A 20,981-nucleotide genomic window follows, 5' to 3' on the forward strand; every position below is an offset into this window, starting at 1 on the left:
GTCAGCCGCGCGAGACGGCCAGCCGCGCGCCGAAGGCCAGCAGCGCGCAGCCGGTGAACGCGTCGAGGGCCCGGCGGACCCGGCGCCGCCCCAGCACCCGCCGCGCCCGGGACAGCCCGGCCACCAGCAGGAGCAGCCACACCAGCCCGACCACCGCGTGGGTGAGCGCGTAGGCCAGCAGCACCGGCACGGCGGTGCCCGGCGCGAGGAACTGCGGCAGGACGGCGAGGTAGAAGGCGAGCACCTTCGGGTTGGTCACGTTGCTGAGGAAGCCCTGGCGCAGGCCGGTGAGCGCGGCCCGCCCGGTGTCGGGCCCGCCGTCGCCCAGGTCGGGGTAGCGGCCGCGCACCGCCGAGCGGAACGCCTGGACGGCGAGGAACACGAGGTAGGCGACCCCCGCCCAGCGGATCGCCTGGAACAGCGGCTCCACGCGCACGACCAGCGCGGCCAGGCCGGTCGCGGCCGCCGCGCCCTGCAGGACGTTGGAGAGGGTGATGCCGACCGCGCTCCACGAACCGCGCACCCGGCCGCCGCCGAGGGTGTTGCGCAGGACGACGGCGACGTCCGGCCCCGGCACGAGGACCAGCACGACGGCGAGGACGACGAAGGTGCCGTAGCCGGACCCCTCCACGCGGCCGACGGTACCCACCGGGCGACCTCGGGCAGGGGCAGCAGCTCGCGGGGCCGCCGCTCCCACTCGTCGAAGGGGGCCTCGCCCCGGCCGGCGAACAGGGCGGCGCCGCCGGCCTGCAGTGCCTCCGGCGAGGACCGGACGGAGACGGCGACGACGCGGGTGGTCTCCCGGTCGAGGAAGGCGCCGCTCTCCTCGAGCCCGTCGGTCCCGGCGGCCGCCTCGTGCAGCCGGCGCACGGCGCCGATCACGTCGTCGGTGGCCGGGATCAGTCCCGGGCCGGGACCGGCGCCCCCGGACCCCGGCGCCCGGCCCCGGGCGCCGGCGCCGCCGCGCGCCGGGCGCGCTCGCGGCGCTCCAGGCGAACGCGCAGCCCGTCGAGGAACAGCGCCAGCCCCTCCTCGAACCGCTCCTCGTCGCCGCCGGCCGCGGGCACCGCGGCCGCGAGGGTGGGGAAGACGTCCGGGTCGCCGGGCGGCCCGCCTCCCGGCTCGCCGGCCGGCCGGTCGAGCGCCGTCTGCGTCTCCAGCGCGTCCCCGAGGACGAACGACCCCAGCGCGGTCACCACGCGCACCGCCTCGCCCGGCTCCAACCCCGCCTCCACCAGGACGCGCAGCGTGCGCTCGATGCCGGGCAGCGCCTCCTCGGTCGGCCGGTTGCCGGCCACCACCTGGACGCTGTCGCGGTGGGCGAGCAGCAGCGCCCGCCGCACCCGGCTCGCCTCGGCCAGCCACTCCCACACCGGCTCGCCGGGGTGCGGGGCGCGGGTGCTCTCCGGCACCTCGGCCAGGACCCGGTCGGCCACCAGGTCCAGCAGGTGCCGCTTGTCGCGGACGTGCCAGTAGAGCGTCGGCGCGCTCACGCCCAGCCGCGCGGCGACCCCGCGGAGGGTCAGCCCCGCCAGCCCCTCGTCGTCGAGCACCGCGATGGCGGCGCGGACGACGTCGTCCCTCGAGATCGGCACCTTGACACTCTAACGGTGTTCGAGGACGCTGGCGGTGTGACTCTAACGGCGTTAGGGACCCCGTCGGGGGAGGCCGCTGCCGACCGCCCGCCCGCGGTCGAGGTCTCCGGCCTGGTGAAGACGTTCGACGAGGTCGAGGCCGTCCGCGGCATCGACCTCTCGGTGCGCGGGGGCGAGCTGTTCGGCTTCCTCGGCCCGAACGGTGCGGGCAAGTCCACGACCATCAAGATCCTGTGCACGCTGCTGCGCCCCACCGCCGGCACCGCGCGCGTGGCGGGCTTCGACGTCGTCCGCGACCGCACCGAGGTACGCCGGCACATCGGCCTGGTGTTCCAGGAGACGACCCTCGACGACCACCTCACCGCCGAGCAGAACCTCCGCTTCCACGCCGACATCTACGGGATGCCGAGGGCCGAGGTCGGGCCGCGGATCGACGCCGTCCTCGAGATGGTGGGCCTGACCGACCGCCGCGGCTCGCTCGTGCGCACCTTCTCCGGCGGCATGAAGCGCCGGCTGGAGATCGCCCGCGGGCTGCTGCACTCCCCGCGCGTGCTGTTCCTCGACGAGCCGACCATCGGGCTGGACCCGGAGTCGCGGGCGTCGCTGTGGCGCTACGTCGACCGGCTGCGCGCCGAGGAGGACATCACCGTCTTCCTGACCACGCACTACATGGACGAGGCCGAGCGCTGCGACCGCATCGCGATCGTCGACGCCGGCCGGATCGGCGCGCTGGACACCCCCTCGGCGCTCAAGGCCAGCGTCGGGCACGACCGGGTGCGGGTGGTCACCACCGACGACGACGCCGCCGAGGCGCTCGTGCGCGAGCGGCTGGGCGTGGAGACGGTGCGGGAGGCCGGCGCGCTCGTCGTCCTCACCCCCGACGGCGAGCAGTTCGTGCCGCGGCTGTTCGAGCTCGGCCTCACGGTCCGCTCGGTGAGCGTGTCCCGGCCAACGCTCGACGACGTGTTCCTGACCTACACCGGCGCGCGGATGGCCGACCGCCAGGCGGCGGCCGGCCTCAGCCCGATGGTGGCGGCGATGTTCCGGGGAGGCCGGCGATGACGATGACCACCGCTCCCGTCCGCCTCGCGGGCCGCGGCCTGCGGCACGAGCTGCGCGCGGTGAAGGTGGTGTGGCACCGCGACATCCTGCGGTTCCGCACCGACCGCGGCCGGATCCTGTCGTCGTTCGCCCAGCCGCTGCTGTTCCTGTTCGTACTGGGTGAGGGCCTGGGCGCCACGATCCCGGTCGACACCTTCGGCGACGCCGACTACTCGACGTTCCTGTTCCCCGGCGTGCTGGCCACCTCGGTCATGTTCACCGCCGTCTTCTCGGCCATCTCGATCGTCTGGGACCGCGAGCTCGGCTTCCTGCGGGAGATGCTCGTCGCGCCGGTCAGCCGGACCAGCATCGTGCTGGGCAAGGCGCTCGGCGGGGCGACGGTGGCGACGCTGCAGTCGGTCGTGCTGCTCGCCCTCGCCGGGCTGGTCGGCGTCCCCTACGCGCCGCTGATGATCGTCGGCACGATCGCGCTGCTGTTCCTCGTCGCGTTCTCGATCACCGCGCTGGGCCTGGTCATCGCCGTCCGCGTGGACCAGATCCAGACCGTCATGCCGCGGGTGCAGCTCCTGCTCGCGCCGCTGATGTTCCTGTCGGGTGCGTTCTTCCCGGTCAGCGCCGCGCTGCCGGGGTGGCTGCACGCGCTCGCGCTGGCCAACCCGATCACCTACGGCGTCGACGCGGTGCGGCGGCTGGTCCTCCACTACGTCGACCCGGCCGGCGCCGACGCCGTCGCGCTGCACTGGGGGGACTGGACGGTGCCGGTCTGGCTCGACGTCGTCATCGTGGGCGGGGTGGGCGCGGTGCTGCTCGGCGTCGCCGCCTGGCTGTTCAGCCGCCCCGAGTAGCGGTCGTCAGCTGCGCCGGCGCGCGGCCACGAACGCCATGGCCTCCTCCGCGAGGGCGAGGTCGGACTCGGGCGTGCCGTGGTCCAGCGCGACCCACTCGCGCATCGGGGTGCCGTTGGCCGCGGCGAAGGGCAGCCCGGTGCCGGCGGTGACCAGGCCCTCCACCCGGTGACGCGGCAGCTTCAGCACCAGGGCGCTGCCGACGACCATCGCGAAGATCGACCCGTCGACGGTGAGCGCGGCCGAGCCGAAGCCCCGGCCCCCGCCCGCGCCCGGCGGGCCGACGCCGGGCCGGGTGGCGAGGGCCTCCACCAGGAGGTCGAAGCGCCGGCCGGGGTCCACGACAGGCAGTCCAGCGCCGGTCGCCGGGGACGCGCAACGGGAACGGGCACCGGATCGGTGAGGATGTCGCGGTGAGTCGTCGCGGATGGGCCCTGTTCCTGGCCATGTCGGTCATCTGGGGCGTGCCCTACCTGCTGATCAAGGTGGCGGTCGGGGAGACCTCGCCGGTGGTGGTCGTCTTCACCCGGTGCGTGATCGGGGCGGCGCTGCTGCTGCCGTGGACGCTCGCCCGCGGGCAGGTGCGCCCGGCGCTGCGGCACTGGCGGGCGCTGCTGGTGTTCACGGTCCTGGAGATGACCGGGCCGTGGCTGCTGCTGTCCTACGCCGAGGTGTCGCTGTCGAGCTCGCTGACCGGGCTGCTGGTGGCCTCGGTGCCGTTCGTCGCCGCGCTGGCCGCGCGGCTGGTGGGCGGCGAGGAGCGGCTGACGCCGGTGCGTCTCGCGGGGATGGGGCTGGGTGTCGTCGGCATCGCCGCGCTGCTCGGTCTCGACGTGGAGGGCATCGCGCTGCTGCCGGTGCTCGCCGTCGTGCTGGTGGTGATCGGCTACGGCACCGCACCCCTGGTGGCGAGCCGGTCGCTGGCCGAGGTCCCCGGTGTGGCGGTCAGCGCGATCGCGTTGACGGTCACCGCGCTCGTGTACGCGCCGTTCGCGCTGCCGCGGATCGGTGAGGTGGCCGACGCTCCGGTGTCCGCGCTGGCGTCGCTGGTCGCCCTCGGGGTGGTGTGCACGGCGGTGGCGCTGGTGCTGTTCTTCGCGCTCATCCGGGAGGTCGGGCCGCAGCGGGCGCTGGTCATCACGTTCGTGAACCCGGCGGTCGCCGTGGTCGCCGGCGTCCTGCTGCTGGGGGAGCCGTTCACCCTGGGCCTCGCCGTCGGGCTGCCCCTGGTGCTCGTCGGCTGCGTGCTCGCGACCCGGCGCAACGCCCCCGCCCCGGCCCCCGCCGCGGTGGACGCCGCGGTCCCCTGAGGCCCGCAGGTCACGCCCGAGCGGACAGCCGCTCGTCGAGACGGTCACTGAACTCGACGTCGTGGGGAAGGTGCCGGAGCTCCGCTGGTGACGCGTCGCCGCCTCGTTGCCGTAGCAGGGCCGACAGCCATCCCCAGGGGTGGTCTTCGCCGGTCTCCTCGGGGTCGTCGGGGAGGACGGTCGTGCGGACGTCGGCCGCCGGGCTCTCCGGCGTCACGAACAGCCACGGATCGGCACCGGCGCCGAGGCTGGACCCCCGGTCAGCGTGCCGCACCACACGGCGCCCGTCGGTCAGGTCGGCGAACTCCGCGACGCGGAAGTGGACGCAGCCCGATTGCAGGACCGTTTCCCCCGGGGGCGCGAACGAACCGGCCCGGCCTCGGCTCCTCTGACTGCTCCGGTGGCCCAGGCGGACGACCCGTGCTCCCGTGCCGCCCACGCTCATCCCACCTGTGGGCTGGAGTTGCGCTCAGGCGGCAGGGACGAGCAGCGGCGCCGGGGTGGTGATCTCGGTGCCGTCGGGGCGCCAGGTGCGCCATCGGCCGTCGGGTTGTCGTTCGACGCGGAAGCCGTGGTGGACCTTCGTGTGGTGGCGCTCGCAGAGCAGCGCTGAGTTGTCGAGGCTGGTGTCGCCGCCGTCGATCCAGTGGACCAGGTGGTGGACGTCGCACCACCTGGTCGGGGCCCCGCACCCGGCGAACACGCAGCCGCCGTCGCGGAGCTCCGCCGCCTTCCGGATGTGGCGGCTCATGAGTCGCTGTTCCCGGCCCAGGTCCAGCGGGGCGCCGTCGGGGCCGAACACGACCCGGGAGACGGCGCCGTCGCAGGCCAGCCACCGCGCTCGGGCGGCGGAGATGGTGGCGCCGAAGCCCATCCGCCCGGCGTTCGGGCTCCCGTCCGGGTCGACCAGGTCGTCCAGGTCGACCCGCACGGCGATCTGCGGCTTGTGCCCCCGCAGCATCGGCAGCGACCCGGACGCCAGCGCGTTGTCGGCGACCTGCACCAGCGCGTCGCCGAGCCGCTGGGCGCGGGTGCGCGCGTCCCCGGCCGGCCGGTCGGCCTGCACGTGGGCTTCGAGGGCGCTCTGCAGCTTCTCCCCGCCCACGGCGTCGAGGTGGAACCGGCCCGACAGCGAGCCGTCGGCGTGCTTGGACAACGTCAGCGACCGGCCCCCGGTCGGATCCGGTTCCGGGCCGTCGGGATCCAGGTCGTTGCAGTAGTGCTGCACCACCTGCACCAGATCGGCGTGCTGCTGTTCGATCGCGACGCCGGTGAGCACCGCGTCGATCACGGCCAGGTTCACGCCCTGCTCGAGCGCCGAGGCCAGCCGCTCGGGGGTCACGGCGCGGGCGGCCACCGCGACCTGCTCGGCCGACACCAGCCCGGCGGCGTGCGCCTCGGCCAGCGCGGGCAGGTGCTCCAGGGCGCGGCCGTTGCGCACCAGCCGGGAGGCCTCCGCGGCCGAGAGCCGGCCGTGCCCGCGCAGCCAGGAGGCCATCGACTTGAGTCCGTCCCGCTCGGGCGCCTGCTGGTTCTCCGCATCACAGACCCGGCGGGCCAGCCGTGCGTCGATCCGGTTGCGCTCGGCGAGCAGCGCGGCGACGTCGTCGAGGGCGTCCCCGCTCTCCAGGTCACCCGAACAAATGATCGAAGTCTAGCCGATCCGGTGGCCTCCTGCAGCGCAAATCCCCAGCTCAGCGGCCCGTCCACAGGTCACCGATCGCCGTCGTGCGGCCCGTCCGGACGGCGGTAGGACGTGTCCATGACGACCGACCTGTCGGACGGCGGCACTAGCGTCGCCGTCGTGGAGCCCGTGCCGACCACCGACCGCGTGCGCTGCGCCTGGGGCGACAGCGCCCCCGAGTACGTCGCATACCACGACGAGGAGTGGGGCACCCCGCTGCACGGCGACGACGCGCTGTTCGAGCGGCTCTGCCTCGAGGCGTTCCAGTCCGGCCTGTCCTGGATCACCATCCTGCGCAAGCGCCCCGCCTTCCGGGCCGCCTTCGCCGGCTTCTCCATCGACGCCGTCGCCGCCTTCACCGCCGACGACGAGGCGCGCCTGATGGCCGACGCCGGCATCGTCCGCAACCGCGCCAAGATCACCGCGGCGATCCGCAACGCCCGCGCGGCGCAGGAGGTCCCCGAGGGTCTGTCGGCGCTGCTGTGGTCGTTCGCGCCGACGGGGGAGCGCCCGCGGCCGGCCACCCTCGCCGACGTCCCGGCCACCAGTCCGGAGTCCACCGCGATGGCGAAGGAGCTCAAGCGACGGGGGTTCGTCTTCGTCGGACCGACCACCGCCTACGCGCTCATGCAGGCCACCGGCATGGTCGACGACCACGTCGCGACGTGCTTCCGCGCCACCCGGGAGGGGGCTGCGGTTGGTTCCGCGGCGGTCATACGGGATCATGGGTAGCGGAGCTCACTGCACCGAGACACAGCCACACCGCAGCCACAGAGGGGCGACGGGTGGCCGGCGAAGGAGGCACGCATGGCGGCCATGAAGCCGCGCACGGGTGAAGGTCCCCTGGAGGTCACCAAGGAGGGGCGCGGCCTTGTCATGCGGGTGCCGCTCGAGGGCGGCGGCCGCCTGGTCGTCGAGCTGTCCCCTGACGAGGCCGCAGCGCTCTCCGAGGCGCTGAAGGGCGCGACCAGCTGAACGTCCCCGCGAGCTCGCCCTCGGGCAGCCCCGCGCAGGACGACGCGGCCCCGGCCGCCGGCAGCACGCCGGCGACCGGGGCCGCACCCTTGCCGCGGGTCGAACTGCTGGCCCGCCTGCCGCGCCTCACCAACGACGACGTCCTCGCCGTCCCGGTCGGGTCCGGCGGCACGCTGCCGGCCTGGCTGACCGCACCCGCCCCCGGCACCCTGCCGCCGGTCCCGGCCGACCTGCTCACCGGCGCGCTGCGCGACACCGGCAACACCGGCCGGCCGGGCAAGGTCACCAACCTGCCCGTCCCCGGCCGCTCCCCGCGCAGCGTCGTCGCCGTCGGTCTGGGCGACGGGACGCTGCCGCACCTGCGCGGCTACGTCGCCACCGCCGTGCGCCGCGCGCAGACCCTCGCCGAGCACGGCGCCACCCGGCTGGTCCTGCCCCTCGACGGTGCCACCGCCCCCGCCGGGGCCGACGAGGTCCGCGCCGCCGTCGAGGCCGCGCTGCTGGCCGGCTACCGGTTCCGCGAGACGTCGAAGCCGCACCCGCCGCGGCTGGCCACCGTCACCGTGGTCGCCGCCGACGCGGAGGACCCCGCCGTCGTCGCGGCCCTCCACGCCGGGGAGGTCACCGGCCGCGCCGTCGCCTGGGCCCGCGACCTGGTCAACACCCCGCCGAACACCGAGGACCCCGCCTGGCTGGCGGCGCAGGCCGTCGAGCGGCTGTCCGGCCTGCCGCACGTGACCGTCACCGTGCTCGGTCCCGACGAGCTCGCCGCGGGCGGCTTCGGCGGCGTGCTCGCCGTCGGCGGCGGCTCGGCGTCCCCGCCGCGGGTCGTCGTCGCCGCGTACGAGCCGCCCGGCGCGGGCCCCGCCCGGCCGGTGCTGGTGGGCAAGGGGATCACGTTCGACACCGGAGGCCTCCAGATCAAGCGCGGCCCCGGCATGCGCGAGATGAAGACCGACATGGCCGGGGGAGCGGCGGTGCTCGCGGCGGTCGACGCTGCCGCGCGGCTGGAGCTGCCGGTCGCGGTCACGGCCGTCGTCCCGGCCGCGGAGAACGCGGTGTCCGGGTCGGCGTACCGCCCGGCCGACGTCGTCCGGCACGTCGGCGGGCGCACCACCGAGGTGAGGAACACCGACGCCGAGGGCCGGATGGTGCTCGCCGACGGGCTCGCCCACGCCCGGCTGCACCTCGGCGCCACCGCGCTGGTCGACGTCGCCACGCTCACCGGCGCGATGCGCACCGCGCTCGGCGCCCGCACGGCCGGGCTGTACGCCACCACCGACGGGCTGGCCGGCGCGCTGTCCACCGCCGCGCTGCACGCCGGCGAGCGGGTCTGGCGGATGCCGCTGGACGAGGGGTACGCCGACCTGCTCGACAGCGACGTCGCCGACGCGAACAACGCCCCCGGCAACCCGGGCGGCACCACCGCGGCGCTGTTCCTCCGCCCGTTCGCCGGCGACCTGCCGTGGGCGCACCTCGACATCGCGGGCCCGGCCCGGGCCGGCTCCGACGAGGCCGAGGTGGTCAAGGGCGGCACGGGGTTCGGCGCCCGCACGCTGCTGCGCTGGCTGGAGGCCGGCGCCCCGCTCGACCCGCCGCCGACCGTGACGGATTGAGGAGCCCATGAGCACCGACGACACCGGAGTCGTCTTCCCCACCGGCCCCGACGGGCGGCGCAGCACCGCGGCGGTCGGCCGTGCCGTCGTCGCCGACGCGCTGCGCCCGGTCGACCCGACCGGCGCCCGCGCCGCCGAGTCCGAGACCAACTGGCGGGCGGGCTACCTGGTGCACTTCCGCCGCCTGGTCGAGGCGGGACTGGCCTCCCCGGACGCGGCCCGGGCCATCGCCGCGGCCGGCCTGGACGCCGTCCACGCCCGGCTGCGGGTGGCCACCGACGACGGCGAACAGCCGCTGAGCGCGCTGCCCGCGGCGCCGGCCGGGCGGGCACTGCGGACCCGCGAGGTGGCCGGCACCGCCGAGCCCGAGCGCGAGTTCACGCTGCCCTTCCACGGCCGGCGGCTGCGCGGCGACGACCTGCTGCGCCAGGTGGACACCTGGGTCGAGGGCGGGATCGCCGAGCCCGGCCTCGCCGAGGCGGTGCGCGCCGTGGCCGCGCACCCGGAGTGGCTGGCGCTGCCCGGCCGGACCGTCGTCGTGCTGGGTGCGGGTGCGGAGATGGGTCCGCTGACGGCGCTGCTGCGGTGGGGCGCCACCGTCGCCGGGGTCGACCTGCCGCGGCCGGACCTGTGGCGGCGGGTGCTCGACACCGGCCGCCGCGGCGCCGGCCGGCTGCTGCTGCCCGCCCCCACCGACGACGGCGACCTCGCCGGCACCGCGGGCGCCGACCTCGTGCGCGAGGTGCCGGCCGTCGGCGACTGGGTGGCCGGCCTGCCCGGCGACCCGGTGCTCGGCGACTACGTCTACGCCGACGGCGCCACCAACGTGCGGGTGTCGGCCGCGGTCGACGCGCTCACCGTCCGCCTGCAGCGCGACCGGCCCGACCTCGCGCTGGCCTTCCTCGCCACGCCCACCGACGTCTTCGCCGTCCCCGGCGACGCCGTCGAGCAGTCGGCGCGCGCCTATGCCGGCCGCTCCCGCGTCGGCAAGCTCCTCGGCCGGCCGCTGCGCACGCTCTCGGCCGGGCGGTTGCTGCAGCGGGCGTACGTGCCGGGCACCGACCCGGGCGTCAGCGACAGCCTGGTCGCGCAGCAGGGCCCGAACTACGCGCTGGCCAAGCGGCTGCAGCGGTGGCGGGCGACCGTCGCGCGGGCGGCCGGGACGACGGTGTCGATGAACGTCGCGCCGCCCACCCGCACCCGGTCGGTGGTGAAGAACCGGGCCCTGGCCGCCGCCTACGCCGGGGCGCACCGGTTCGGCGTCGAGGTGTTCGAGCCGGCGACGTCGAACGTGCTCATGGCCGCGCTGCTGGTGCACGACCTGCACACCGGCGGCGGGCCGCGGCACGAGCAGCCGTGGCAGGACGAGGCGTACGCCGCCGTCCACGGCGGGCTGTGGCGGGCGGCCTACGCGCCCCGCAGCGCGCTCGGGCTGGCCGCGGTGCTGGGCCTCGGTGCCGCGCGGGGCTGAGTCGCCGCGCGGGGCCGACGCGCCGCGGGCCCGGTGGCCGGTCCCGCTGCTGGTGGCGCTGGCCGTCGTCGCGGTGACGGCGGGTGTGCTGGCCGCCCGCGCGCCGGCCGGTGCCGACGCGGCGGGCATCGGCGTCCCGCCCGGGCCCACCCCGGCCGCGGAGCCGACCGCACCGACGCCCGCACCCGGCGCGCCGGAGGTGCCGCAGCCGGTGACGCCGACCTGCTCACCGCTGGGCCTGCTCGTCACCGCCGGCCCGGTCGACGCCGGCCTCGGCCACCGCGGCGTCGTCGTCACCGTGACCAACTGCGGGGACGTGCCGCGGGACGTCACCGGCTACGCCGAGGTCTCCGTCCTCGACGGGACGGGGCGCCCGATGCCGTTCACCGTGGCGCACGAGTCGACGTACACGGTCCGCGACCCCGGGCCGTCCCCGCTGGTGCTGCAGCCGGGCCAGAGTGCGGTCACCGGCGTCTCCTGGTCGGCGACGGTCACCGACGGCGGGCTCACCGAGGGGCGGGCGCTGCACGTCGTCCCGGTGCCGGGCGACCCCGGCCAGGTCCTGCCGATGTGGGTCGACGCCGGCACCACCGGGGAGGTCGCCGTCGCCGCGTGGGCGACGGAGCTGGCGCAGTAGCGCCTCACTCGCCGACGACGCCGTCCACCGCCTCGCGCAGCAGGTCGGCGTGGCCGTTGTGCCGGGCGGTCTCCTCGACCAGGTGCAGCAGCATCCAGCGCAGGCTGAACCGCTTGCCGTCGCGCCGCGGGACGGCCGACAGCGCGTCCAGCGACCCGGCCGCGGCGACCACCGCGTCGGTGCGCCGCCCGGCCTCCCGGTAGCGCTCGCGCAACACCTCCGGCTCGAGGTCCAGGGCGGCGTCGAACTCCCAGTCGGGGGTGGCGTCCCAGTCGACGCCGTCCCACGGCGCGGGCTCCGGCTGCCCGGCGAACCGCTGGACCGCCCAGGTCTCCTCGACCAGCGCCAGGTGGTACAGCAGCCCGGCCAGGGTGAGCGACGACGGCGGGTGCGCCCGCGCCAGCTGCTCACGGGTGAGCCCCTCGGTCTTCAGCAGCAGCGTCTCGCGCTGGTAGGCGAGGTAGGCGGTCAGCGTGGTGGTCTCGTCGGCGGTCTCCGGCGGGTCGGTGCGCACCCGGGCACCCTCGCACGCCGGGAGGTGTCAGGCCGGGCCGACCAGCCCGGCGACGATCTCCGCCGACAGGGTCACCAGCGGCAGCCCGCCGCCCGGGTGCGACGAGCCGCCGACCAGGTACAGCCCGCGCACCGGGGCGGCGTTGCCCGGGCGCAGGAACGCCGCGCGGGCGCCGTTGCTCGAGGTGCCGTAGATCGAGCCGCCGACGCTGCCGGTCTCCCGGGCGAGGTCGGCCGGCGTGCGGGTCACGCACCAGCGCAGCCGGGACCGGACGTCGAGCCCGCGCGCGGCCATCACCTCCAGCACCCGGGTGCCGTAGCGGTCGGCCAGGCCGGGGGTGTCCCAGTCGACGCCGCCGTCGGGATCGTGCCGCGGCGCGTTGACCAGGACGAACCACGACTCGCTGTCGTCGTCGGGCCGGGTGGCGGGGTCGTCGGGGGCGCTGACGTAGACGGTCGGGTCGGGCACCGGGCAGGGCAGGCCGCGGTGCCGGCCGGTGCCGAAGACCGCGTCGAACTCGGCGTCGTAGTCGGCGGGGAAGGCGACGGTGTGGTGCGCCAGGCCCGGCGTGCGGCCGCGCAGCGCCAGCAGCAGCACGAACCCCGACAGCGACGGCGTCGCCCGGGTCAGCCCGCGCCGCACCGCGCGGGTGCGCCGGTCCGGCGGCAGCAGCCCGGCGTACAGGGCGGTGGCGTCGGCGCCGGAGACGACGACGTCGGCGGTCACCTCACCGCCCTCGGCCAGCTCCACCCCGGCCACCCGGCTGCCGTCGCGCAGCACCCGCCGCACCGGCGTGCCGGTGCGGACGTCGGCGCCGTGCTCGCGGGCCCGCTCGGCCACCGCCTCCGCCAGCCGGTGCAGCCCGCCGCGGACGTACCAGGAGCCGAACGCCTGCTCGACGTAGGGGACGGTGGCCAGCACGGCGGGCGCGCGCCGCGGGTCGGAGCCGGAGTAGGTGGCGTAGCGGTCGAGCAGCACGCGCAACCGCGGGTCGCGCAGGTAGCGGGCGCCCAGGCCGCGCAGCGTCTGCCAGGGCGCGACGGCGGCGACGTCGGCCGGGTCGCGGGCCAGCCGGGCGAGGGTGGCCGCGCCGCGCAGCGGCGAGCGCAGGAACGGCTGCTCGGTGATCGCCCACATCGCGCCGGCGCGCTCGAGCAGCGCCCGCCACTGGGTGCCGGCGTCCTCGCCGAGGGCGGCGTCCAGCGCGTCCGGGACCGCCTCGAGGTGCCCGGGCACGGCCAGCCGGGTGCCGTCGGCGAACCGGTAGTCGACGGCGGGGTCGAGCCGGACGAGGTCGACGGACTCCTCCAGCGGGCCGCCGGTGGCGTCGAACAAGTCGCGCAGCACCTGCGGCAGCGTGACCAGGCTGGGGCCGGTGTCGAAGGCGTGGCCGTCGCGGGCGTACCAGCCGAGTTTGCCGCCGACGGCCGCCGACTGCTCCAGCACGGTCACCCGGTGACCCAGGGCGCCCAGTCGCGCCGCAGCGGCGAGACCGCCCAGCCCCGCGCCGACGACCACCACCCGTGCCACAGGGTCACCGTAGTGCCGCAGGTCACCGCCCGATCGGGTGATCACCTGGGGTGGCGGAGCCCGGGGCCTCGGCCCACGATCGGGGGGATCCGCGGAGCCCGCGCGGGAGCGGGACGGGAGGCGACGGACCGTGCGGACGGTGGCGTGGTGGGTGCCGGCCCTGGTGGTGCCGGTGCTGGGGGTGCTGGCCGGGTGCTCGGACGTGCACCTGCCCGACGTCGAGCAGGTGGCCGGGGACTTCGCGGTGGCCGATCCCGCCACCCGCTGCGACCTGCTCACCGACGCCGCGGTGCAGGCGCTGGAGCACGAGGAGCCGACCGGCTGCCCCGTGGTGCTCGAGGAGCTCCCGCTCGGCACCGGCGGCGTCGTCTCCACGCAGGTCTGGGGTCAGGAGGCCCAGGTGCGGCTCACCGACGACACGCTGTTCCTCACCCGCGCGCCCGACGGCTGGGAGGTGGCCGCGGCCGGCTGCCGGCCCTCCGGCGAGGGGCGCTACGACTGCCTGGTGGAGGGCTCGTGAGATCCGTGCGCGTCGTGTTCGTGGCCTACCTGCTGACCGTGTTCGGCGGCGTGGCCTACTGCGTGGTCCTCGCCCTGCTGGGGCGGTGAGCGGCGTGCGGCGGTTCGTCCGGGAGAACTCGCTGAGCCTGGGTTTCGGCCTGCTGTTCCTGCTCAGCCTGGCCGGGCAGGCGGTGGCCGGGGCGGCGCAGGTGAGCGAGGACCGGCAGGCCGAGGGCCTCGCACCGGTCTCCCTGGCGGACTACGTGACCTCGTCGTCGTTCGCCGTCGACGTCATGGAGAACTGGCAGTCGGAGTACCTGCAGTTCTTCCTCTACGTCTTCGCCACCGTCTGGCTGGTGCAGCGCGGGTCGCCGGAGTCCAAGGAGCTGGACGACGTCGGCACCGAGAGCGACGAGGAGCAGCGGACGGGAGCGCACGCCCGTGACGACTCGCCGGCGTGGGCGCGGGTGGGCGGCTGGCGCGGCGCGCTGTTCTCCCGGTCCCTGGGCCTGCTGTTCGCGGGGATCTTCCTGCTCACCTGGGCGGCGACCTCGGTGGCCGGGTGGGCGGCGTACAACGCCGAGCAGCTGCAGTCGCACGCCGACCCGGTCAGCTGGGTGTCCTACCTCGGCCAGGCCGACTTCTGGAACCGCAGCTTCCAGAACTGGCAGTCGGAGATGCTCGCGGTCGGGTCGATGGCGGTGTTCGCCGTCTACCTGCGCCAGCGGGGGTCGCCGGAGTCCAAGCCGGTCGGCGCGTCCCACGGGGACACCGGCGCCACGGGGTGAGCCGGGGCACCCAGCAGCCGGGCCAGGGCCTCGTCGGAGGCGGCCAGCGCCGCGCGGTCGTGCGTGCTGCCCGCGGCGACCAGCTCGGTCGCGCCGGTGCGCTCGGCGAGCTCCGCCAGCCGCGCGGCCACCCGGTCCGGCGGGCCGGCGACCGCCGCGGCCGCCGTCCGCTCCGCGTGCCGCCGCTGCACCGCCGTCATCGGCGCCGCCCTCACCGCGGCCACCGGCTCCAGCGGCGGGAAGACGCCGGTGGTGCGCGCCTGCGCCATCGCCCACGCCTCGGGCAGCAGCAGGTCGGCGGCCTCGGCCGCGGTGTCGGCGACGAGCACGTCCAGGCTGATCGCGACCTCCGGCTCCGGCGCCTGCGCCGAGGGCCGGTAGGCGCGGCGGTAGCGGGCCAGCGCCTGCCGGCCCGGCTCCGGGTCGCCGGCCACCCCGAGCAGCGGCCCTCCGACGACGACCGGCAGGCCCAGGTCCGCGGCGACCTCCAGGCCGCGGCCGGTGGCCAGGACGACCACGCGCACGTCCCCGGCGGGCTGCGGGTGCAGGGTGATCTCCGCCGTCCCGGTGAGGTACGCGCGCAGCTCGGCGAGGTCGGCGGCGAAGTCGCGCTCGGTCTCCCGCAGCGCCCGGCGCACCGGCGGGGTGAAACCCGGCGAGCGGCCCAGCCCCAGGTCCACCCGGCCCGGGGCGAGGGCGGCCAGGGTGGCGAACTGCTCGGCGACGACGAGCGGCTGGTGGTGCGGCAGCATGACGCCGGCCGAGCCCAGCCGGATCGCCGTCGTCCGGCCGGCGACCGCGGCCAGCAGCACCGCGGGCGCGGCCCCGGCGATGCCGGGGACGCCGTGGTGCTCGGCGACCCAGAACCGCTCGTAGCCCAGCCGCTCCGCGGACACCGCCCGCGCGACGGTGCCGCGCAGCGCCGCCGCGTCCGGCTCGCCGGCGCGGGTGCGCGACCGGTCGAGGAGCGAGAGCCGCATCAGAACGCGTACCGCACGCGCAGCCAGGGCGCGTGGGCGGCGATCAGCTCCCGCAGCCGCTCGACACCGGCCCGCTTCACGTCGTTGCGGTAGCGCACGTTCCACTGGCCGTTCTGGCTGCGCTTGGGCTGCTGCAGGTCCGGCCGCCACAGCAGGTCCTCGGCCTTCGGGTGCCAGCCGAGGTTGACCTGGTGCAGGTCCCGGTTGTGGGTCAGCATGATCACCTCGGCGGCCGCCTGGGCCTTGGCCGCGGGGGAGAGGGTGTCGTCGAGCTGCCGCAGCAGCTGCGCCCAGCCGGCCTCCCACCCGTCGCGCAGCACCACCGGCGAGAGGTTGAGGTGCACCTCGTACCCCGCCTCGACGAAGTCGTCGACGGCGGCGACGCGCTCGGCGACCCGGCTGGTGCGCACGTCGACGACCCGCGAGTCGGCGTCGGGCATGAGCGAGAACCGGATGCGGGTGCGGCCCTGCGGGTCGAGGTCGAGCAGCTGCCGGTTGACGTACTTGGTGGCGAACGACGCCTTGGCCGTGGGCAGCTCGCGGAAGGTGGCGACCAGGTCGGCGACGTTGTCGCTGACCAGCGCGTCGACCGAGCAGTCGCTGTTCTCGCCGATGTCGTAGACCCAGCTGACCGGGTCGACCTGGTCGGGCTCGGTCTTGGGCCCCTGCCGGGCGACGTGCCGGCGCAGGTAGCCGGTGATCTGCTCGATGTTGGTGAAGACGGTGATCGGGTTGGCGTAGCCCTTCTGCCGCGGCACGTAGCAGTACGCGCAGGCCATCGCGCAGCCGTTCGCCGTCGAGGGGGCGATCCAGTCGGCCGACCGGCCGTTCGGGCGGGCGGTGAGCGACTTCTTCACGCCGAGCACCAGCGTCTCGGTCTTCACCCGCACCCAGCGGTCCACGTTGCCCTCGTTGCCGTGCAGCTCCGGGATCCTCCAGTGCGAGGGCACCTCGACGACCTCCGCGCCGGGGAAGCGGGCGAGCACCTCGCGGCCGCGGACGGAGTCCAGGGCGGCCGGCTCGGCGTAGACGGTGCGGACGTCGAGCAGCCGCGTGGGGGAGGGGACGGGCGCGGACACGTCGGACGGCGGGGGCGCTGCGGTCACGCGGGGTGCAGCGCCCGCGCGCGGGCCCGGATTCCGCCCCTGACCTGCGGGGACGGTCACACGGTGCGGGTCAGTGGTGCCAGTTCGGGGCGAGCTCGCGCACGTCGAGCCGGCCCTGCTCGAGGTCCTCGGCGACGTCCTCCACGGCGCGTCCCCCGGCGTAGGCCTCGGCGCGCAGCAGGTCCAGCGCGGTGGCCGGGTCGGTGTCCAGCGCCATCGCCGCCCGGCCCGCGGCCCGCAGCACCGCGGCCCGCCGGCGCGCCTCGGGGCCGTGCAGCCAGTCGGGGCCGCGCTCGGCCGGCCAGTCCGACCAGACGGCGGCGTCGCTGAGCGCCGCGGTGACCAGCTCGCCGACGGCCATCGCCGCGAAGACGTCGAGCCCCGGCACGGCGGCCTCGTCGGTGAAGTACAGGTCCAGCGCGCCGGCGCCGGCGAGGTCCTCGCGCAGCGGGAGGGCGACCACCGCGCGGAACGGCGTCTGCGCGGTGAGCAGGTCGGCGAAGGGCATCCAGCGCCGCCGCAGGTCGTCCAGCAGCGCGAACACCGGCTGCCGGGTCTCCTGGGCCTCCCAGCACGGCCCCCCGCCGACGGTGAACTGCAGGCGCTCGGCGCACGCGGCCTCGGTGGTGCTCGCCCCGAGCGGGATGCGCAGGCCGGACGCGTCGACGACCGACAGCCCCGCGGCGTCGACCCCCAGGGTGGTGACGCAGGCCCGGGCCAGGCGGACCGGCAGCAGCTCGGCCGACCCGGGGCTCCCGGCGGCCTCGGCGTCCAGCGCGGCGGCGAACCGCGTGGAGATGGTCACACGTCATCCTCGCCCCGTGCGGGCACCGGGGCCATCCCGGTCACCCGGCCGCGTCCGGCCGGTGCGCGTACGCCGCCCCGCGGACGGCGTCGTCGTCCTCCAGGCCCGCGCCCAGGGCCCCGCCGACCGTCGCCAGCGAGCTGGTCAGCCAGGCCAGCTCCAGGTAGTCGCCGAGCGCGGCCGGGTGCCCCAGCCCCTCGGCGAACAGCGCCGACGGCACCAGCAGCAGCGAGCCGGCCAGCGCGAGGGCGAACAGCGCGGCGTAGAGGGTGAGCACCCCGATCACCACGGTGGCGACGGTGGCCAGGTTGAACAGCGCCACCTGCTTGCGCACGCGGCGCGAGCGGGCCCGCTCCCACATCTGCGCGCCGACGACCAGCGTCGCGCAGATGGCCACCACCGAGCCCAGCCCGACGACGGACAGCCGCAGCCAGCCGAACCGGTCGGCCAGCCGCCAGATGTCGGCGGTCACCAGGGCGAAGACGCCGGCCGCGACCGCCGCCGTCAGCGCGCGGGACAGCTGGATGGTCAGCCGCCACGGCCGGTTGGCGCGCACCATGCCGACCAGCAGCCGCAGGTTGCCCGACAGCACCCGGGCGGTGAACCGGACGCCGTCGGCGGTGTCGGCCGGGTCGGTGGCCAGCTCGCGCACCCGGCGGCGCAGCGCGGCCGGGTCGTCGTCGCCCTCGGCGTCACCGAGCAGCGTGCGGACCAGCCCGACCGTCGTCTGCAGCGCGCGCCGCCGCCGGCCGACCGCGCCGAGGGCCGGCAGGGACAGCACCGCGACGCCGTGCACCGGGCTGGCGTGCGCGACGACGGTGCGCCGGTCGACCGACAGCGGCAGGTCGGTGACGACGACGGCGAGGTCCCACTCCTCCGCCAGCAGCCGGTCGCGCGCGGCGCCGACGATCTCCGCGTCGTCGGCCGGCGGCTGGACCAGCCCGTCCTCGACCACGCGGACGTCCCACGCGACGTCGGGGTGCCGCTCGCGCAGCGCGCCGGCCAGGTCGGCGGCCAGCTCGTCGGCCACCTCCACCGGCGCGCCGGGCGCGGCGACCAGCCCCACGACGACGTCGGCCGGACCCGCCGCCTCGCCGGTCAGGGGTCCTTCCGGTGCCGTGCTCACAGCCTCAACCGCTCCTCGTGCCCGGTCTGCCACTCGACCATGACGATGCTCGCGTCGTCCTGCAGCCGGCCGTCCTGGTGCTGCATGACGCTGCCCATGAGGCGGCGCATCGTCTCCGGCGGCGGGTCGCCGGCCAGCTCGGCGCGCACGACCAGGTCCGCGAGCCGGTCCTCGCCGAAGAACGCGCCGTCGGGCGAGCGCGCCTCGACGACGCCGTCGGTGTAGAGCAGCACGCGGTCCCCGGGGCGCAGTTGCATCCGGCACACCGCGGGTGCCGCCGCGAGCAGCCCCAGGGGGCGCGCCGGCGGGCAGGCCGGCGGCCGGATCAGGGCGCCGTCGCGCACGACGATCGGGTCGGGGTGCCCGCAGTTCACCCAGGTGAGCAGCCCGGTGTCGAGGTCGAGCCGGGCGACGGCCGCGGTGGCGAACCGGCTGCCGGCGAACTGGGCGGCGACGACGGCGTCCATCGCGGCCGCGACCGCCGGGAGGTCGAGGCCCGCGCGCCGGGCGTGCCGGTAGGCGCCGACGGCGGCGGTGGTCAGCAGGGCGGCGGGCAGGCCGTGGCCGACGGCGTCGAGCACGGCCAGGTCCACCAGCGCGCCGTTGACCGCGTAGTCGAAGGTGTCCCCGCCGATGTCGTAGCTCGGCTCGAGCGCGCCGGTGATGACGACGCGGTCGCTCGCGTAGGTCAGCGGCGGCAGCAGCTCCCACTGGATCTCCGCGGCCAGCGTCAGCTCGCGTCGCCGCCGCAGCCGGGCGAACAGGTCGCTGTAGGCGTCGCGGGTGACGACCAGCTCGGCGACCAGCGAGGTGAACGACCGCGCATCGTCCTCGAGGTCCGGCGTCGGGTCGCCGTCGAGCACGTACTCGACCACGCCGACCCGCTCGGCGCCGTCGAGCAGGGGCACCCACAGGCTGGCCGGCCCGTCACCGGCCGGGGCGTGGACCGGCTCGACCCGGCGGAACGCGCGCCCGGCCACCGACCCGTCGATGATCAGCTCCTGCCGGGGGGGCACGCCCTCGCCGGGCAGGGGCAGCAGGACGTGCTGGGCGTAGTCGGCGAGGTAGACGACCGCCCCGCGGACGCCCAGGCGCCGCGCCTGCTCCGCGACCACGGCGCCGAGGTCGTCGGCGGACAGGTGGTGCGACGCACGGACGAGCGCCCGGACGGGGTCCCGCTCGGACGGGCGCGGATCGGTGGCCACGACGGGTCAGGATCGCATCCCGACCTGCGGCGGGCGCGGGGAGTGGGTGGGGGAGAGATCAGCCCCGGGCCTCGAGGACGGCCGTGTAGACGCCGACCGTCTGCTGGGCGATCGCCGGCCAGCCGAACTCCGACAGCACCCGCTCGCGGCCCGCCGCGCCCATCGCCGCGGCCCGGGTCGGGTCGGCCAGCAGCTCGGCGATCCGCGCGGCCAGCCCCGCCTCGAAGGCGGCGACGTCACCGGGGTCGTAGGGGACCAGCAGCCCGGTGACGCCGTCGGCCACGACCTCGGGGATCCCGCCGACGGCGCTGGCGACCACCGCGGTGCCGCAGGCGGCGGCCTCGAGGTTCACGATGCCCAGCGGCTCGTAGACCGAGGGGACGACGAACACCGTCGCCCCGGTGATCAGCGGCACCAGCTGCTCGCGCGGCAGCATCGCCTCGATCCAGACGACGCCCGGCCGGCGGGCCTGCAGCTCGGCCACGGCGTCGGCGACCTGCTGCCGCTCGCCCGGGGTGTCGGGGGCGCCGGCGCACAGCACCAGCCCCGCGTCGGGCGGCAGCTGCTCGGCCGCCCGCAGCAGGTGGACGACGCCCTTCTGCCGGGTGATCCGGCCGACGAACAGCGCGTAGGGCCGGTCGGGGTCGACCCCGAGCGAGCGGACGACGTCCGGCGCCGGCGTCGGCTTGTACGCCTCGGCGTCCACGCCGTTGCCGACGACGTGCACCCGGGCCGGGTCGAGGTCGGGATAGGCGTCGAGGACGTCGGCGCGCATGCCGTGGCTGACCGCGATCACCGCATCCGCGGCGAGGTAGGCGGTGCGCTCCACCCACGACGACAGCCGGTAGCCGCCGCCGAGCTGGTCGGCCTTCCACGGCCGCCGCGGCTCCAGCGAGTGCGCGGTCACCACGTGCGGCACCCCGTGCACCAGCGCGGCGAGCAGGCCGGCGCCGTTGGCGTACCAGGTGTGGCTGTGCACGAGGTCCACGTCGGCCAGCGCCGCGGCGATCTCGACGTCGGTGCCCAGGGCCTGCAGCGCGCCGTTGGCCGCGGCCAGGCCGGGCGGCACCGCCCAGCCGCGGGCGTCGGTCCGGGGGCCGCCGAAGGCGTGCACCTCCAGGTCCGGGCCCGCCGGCAGCGAGCGCAGGGCCGCGACGAGGTGCTCGACGTGCACGCCGGCCCCGCCGTAGACGTCTGGGGGCCACTCCCGGGTGACGATGCCGATCCGCAC

Annotated in this window: 23 protein-coding genes; 10 read left to right on the forward strand and 13 right to left on the reverse strand. The window is 76.5% G+C overall.

All coding sequences use genetic code 11. From position 1 onward, the window contains the following. Position 1: 1 nt before the first annotated feature. Positions 2–631, reverse strand: a complete 630-nt coding sequence (locus tag ACI796_RS10675) for a LysE family translocator (RefSeq protein ID WP_456941205.1) — start codon at positions 629–631, stop codon at positions 2–4. A gap of 268 nt (positions 632–899) precedes the next feature. Next, a complete protein-coding gene (locus ACI796_RS10680) occupies positions 900–1,595 on the reverse strand; it encodes a TetR/AcrR family transcriptional regulator C-terminal domain-containing protein (protein WP_456941206.1) in 696 nt (231 codons plus the stop codon). 15 nt (positions 1,596–1,610) lie between these two features. Here ACI796_RS10680 and ACI796_RS10685 point away from each other — a divergent pair, with 15 nt between their 5' ends. Next, a complete protein-coding gene (locus tag ACI796_RS10685; protein ID WP_456941207.1) occupies positions 1,611–2,657 on the forward strand; it encodes an ATP-binding cassette domain-containing protein in 1,047 nt (348 codons plus the stop codon). Further along, entirely contained in the window at positions 2,654–3,502 is an 849-nt protein-coding gene (locus ACI796_RS10690; RefSeq protein ID WP_456941208.1) for an ABC transporter permease, read from the forward strand. The genes ACI796_RS10685 and ACI796_RS10690 overlap by 4 nt, the downstream gene beginning before the upstream one ends. Positions 3,503–3,508: 6 nt before the next feature. Here the strand turns inward: ACI796_RS10690 and ACI796_RS10695 are convergent, their stop codons facing one another. Further along, positions 3,509–3,844, reverse strand: a complete 336-nt coding sequence (locus tag ACI796_RS10695) for a hypothetical protein (RefSeq protein WP_456941209.1) — start codon at positions 3,842–3,844, stop codon at positions 3,509–3,511. A 71-nt stretch (positions 3,845–3,915) separates the two neighbouring features. On the opposite strand from ACI796_RS10695, the gene ACI796_RS10700 reads away from it, so the two are divergent. Beyond that, positions 3,916–4,812, forward strand: a complete 897-nt coding sequence (locus ACI796_RS10700; protein WP_456941210.1) for a DMT family transporter — start codon at positions 3,916–3,918, stop codon at positions 4,810–4,812. Positions 4,813–4,822: 10 nt separating this feature from the next. Here ACI796_RS10700 and ACI796_RS10705 read toward each other — a convergent pair whose 3' ends face one another. Together ACI796_RS10705 and ACI796_RS10710 are read right to left on the reverse strand one after the other, a co-directional pair. Then, complete coding sequence (locus ACI796_RS10705) at positions 4,823–5,251, reverse strand: hypothetical protein (protein WP_456941211.1); 429 nt, start codon at positions 5,249–5,251, stop codon at positions 4,823–4,825. A 30-nt stretch (positions 5,252–5,281) separates the two neighbouring features. Further along, a complete protein-coding gene (locus ACI796_RS10710; protein ID WP_456941360.1) occupies positions 5,282–6,460 on the reverse strand; it encodes a DUF222 domain-containing protein in 1,179 nt (392 codons plus the stop codon). A 114-nt stretch (positions 6,461–6,574) separates the two neighbouring features. On the opposite strand from ACI796_RS10710, the gene ACI796_RS10715 reads away from it, so the two are divergent. The 5 genes from ACI796_RS10715 to ACI796_RS10735 all read left to right on the forward strand — a co-directional run bounded on the left by ACI796_RS10715 (position 6,575) and on the right by ACI796_RS10735 (position 11,195). Further along, positions 6,575–7,228: a DNA-3-methyladenine glycosylase I gene (locus tag ACI796_RS10715; RefSeq protein WP_456941212.1), complete on the forward strand. Its 654-nt coding sequence runs from the start codon at positions 6,575–6,577 to the stop codon at positions 7,226–7,228. 75 nt (positions 7,229–7,303) lie between these two features. Then, positions 7,304–7,471, forward strand: coding sequence for a DUF3117 domain-containing protein (locus ACI796_RS10720; protein ID WP_012947303.1), 168 nt, complete (start codon positions 7,304–7,306; stop codon positions 7,469–7,471). Positions 7,472–7,560: 89 nt separating this feature from the next. After that, a complete protein-coding gene (locus ACI796_RS10725) occupies positions 7,561–9,087 on the forward strand; it encodes a leucyl aminopeptidase family protein (RefSeq protein ID WP_456941213.1) in 1,527 nt (508 codons plus the stop codon). 7 nt (positions 9,088–9,094) lie between these two features. After that, entirely contained in the window at positions 9,095–10,558 is a 1,464-nt protein-coding gene (locus ACI796_RS10730) for a hypothetical protein (RefSeq protein WP_456941214.1), read from the forward strand. After that, positions 10,542–11,195 carry a DUF4232 domain-containing protein gene (locus ACI796_RS10735; RefSeq protein ID WP_456941215.1) on the forward strand — a complete coding sequence of 218 codons (654 nt, stop codon included), beginning with the start codon at positions 10,542–10,544 and terminating at the stop codon, positions 11,193–11,195. The genes ACI796_RS10730 and ACI796_RS10735 overlap by 17 nt, the downstream gene beginning before the upstream one ends. A 4-nt stretch (positions 11,196–11,199) precedes the next feature. Here the strand turns inward: ACI796_RS10735 and ACI796_RS10740 are convergent, their stop codons facing one another. Further along, positions 11,200–11,709 (reverse strand): DinB family protein, encoded by a 510-nt coding sequence (locus tag ACI796_RS10740; RefSeq protein ID WP_456941216.1) that lies wholly within the window; start codon positions 11,707–11,709, stop codon positions 11,200–11,202. A gap of 27 nt (positions 11,710–11,736) precedes the next feature. Next, positions 11,737–13,239, reverse strand: coding sequence for a phytoene desaturase family protein (locus tag ACI796_RS10745; RefSeq protein WP_456941217.1), 1,503 nt, complete (start codon positions 13,237–13,239; stop codon positions 11,737–11,739). 139 nt (positions 13,240–13,378) lie between these two features. Here ACI796_RS10745 and ACI796_RS10750 point away from each other — a divergent pair, with 139 nt between their 5' ends. Together ACI796_RS10750 and ACI796_RS10755 are read left to right on the forward strand one after the other, a co-directional pair. After that, positions 13,379–13,759, forward strand: a complete 381-nt coding sequence (locus ACI796_RS10750) for a hypothetical protein (protein WP_456941218.1) — start codon at positions 13,379–13,381, stop codon at positions 13,757–13,759. A 94-nt stretch (positions 13,760–13,853) separates the two neighbouring features. Further along, on the forward strand, positions 13,854–14,528 hold the full coding sequence (locus ACI796_RS10755; RefSeq protein WP_456941219.1) for a DUF6766 family protein: 675 nt from the start codon (positions 13,854–13,856) through the stop codon (positions 14,526–14,528). Here ACI796_RS10755 and ACI796_RS10760 read toward each other — a convergent pair. From ACI796_RS10760 to glgA, 6 genes are all read right to left on the reverse strand, one after another. Beyond that, positions 14,453–15,508 carry an MsnO8 family LLM class oxidoreductase gene (locus ACI796_RS10760; protein WP_456941220.1) on the reverse strand — a complete coding sequence of 352 codons (1,056 nt, stop codon included), beginning with the start codon at positions 15,506–15,508 and terminating at the stop codon, positions 14,453–14,455. The two genes, ACI796_RS10755 and ACI796_RS10760, sit on opposite strands and share 76 nt — an antisense overlap. Then, the gene (locus tag ACI796_RS10765) at positions 15,508–16,614 is read right to left on the reverse strand and encodes a spore photoproduct lyase family protein (protein WP_456941221.1); all 1,107 of its coding nucleotides are present in this window, start codon (positions 16,612–16,614) and stop codon (positions 15,508–15,510) included. The genes ACI796_RS10760 and ACI796_RS10765 overlap by 1 nt, the downstream gene beginning before the upstream one ends. Positions 16,615–16,684: 70 nt before the next feature. Beyond that, positions 16,685–17,419 (reverse strand): GAF domain-containing protein, encoded by a 735-nt coding sequence (locus tag ACI796_RS10770; protein ID WP_456941222.1) that lies wholly within the window; start codon positions 17,417–17,419, stop codon positions 16,685–16,687. A gap of 40 nt (positions 17,420–17,459) precedes the next feature. Continuing rightward, positions 17,460–18,545, reverse strand: a complete 1,086-nt coding sequence (locus tag ACI796_RS10775; RefSeq protein WP_456941223.1) for a hypothetical protein — start codon at positions 18,543–18,545, stop codon at positions 17,460–17,462. Next, positions 18,542–19,750 (reverse strand): PP2C family protein-serine/threonine phosphatase, encoded by a 1,209-nt coding sequence (locus ACI796_RS10780; RefSeq protein WP_456941224.1) that lies wholly within the window; start codon positions 19,748–19,750, stop codon positions 18,542–18,544. The genes ACI796_RS10775 and ACI796_RS10780 overlap by 4 nt, the downstream gene beginning before the upstream one ends. Before the next feature lie 58 nt (positions 19,751–19,808). Then, positions 19,809–20,981 carry a glycogen synthase gene (gene glgA / locus ACI796_RS10785; RefSeq protein WP_456941225.1) on the reverse strand — a complete coding sequence of 391 codons (1,173 nt, stop codon included), beginning with the start codon at positions 20,979–20,981 and terminating at the stop codon, positions 19,809–19,811.

Source organism: Geodermatophilus sp. SYSU D00525 (assembly GCF_054050475.1).

Bases quoted from the DNA above. Each gene is read 5' to 3' on its own strand.
- ACI796_RS10690 (WP_456941208.1), top strand. From the start codon at position 2,654: ATGACGATGACCACCGCTCCCGTCCGCCTCGCGGGCCGCGGCCTGCGG.
- ACI796_RS10715 (WP_456941212.1), top strand. From the start codon at position 6,575: ATGACGACCGACCTGTCGGACGGCGGCACTAGCGTCGCCGTCGTGGAG.
- ACI796_RS10720 (WP_012947303.1), top strand. From the start codon at position 7,304: ATGGCGGCCATGAAGCCGCGCACGGGTGAAGGTCCCCTGGAGGTCACC.
- ACI796_RS10730 (WP_456941214.1), top strand. From the start codon at position 9,095: ATGAGCACCGACGACACCGGAGTCGTCTTCCCCACCGGCCCCGACGGG.
- ACI796_RS10760 (WP_456941220.1), bottom strand. From the start codon at position 15,508: ATGCGGCTCTCGCTCCTCGACCGGTCGCGCACCCGCGCCGGCGAGCCG.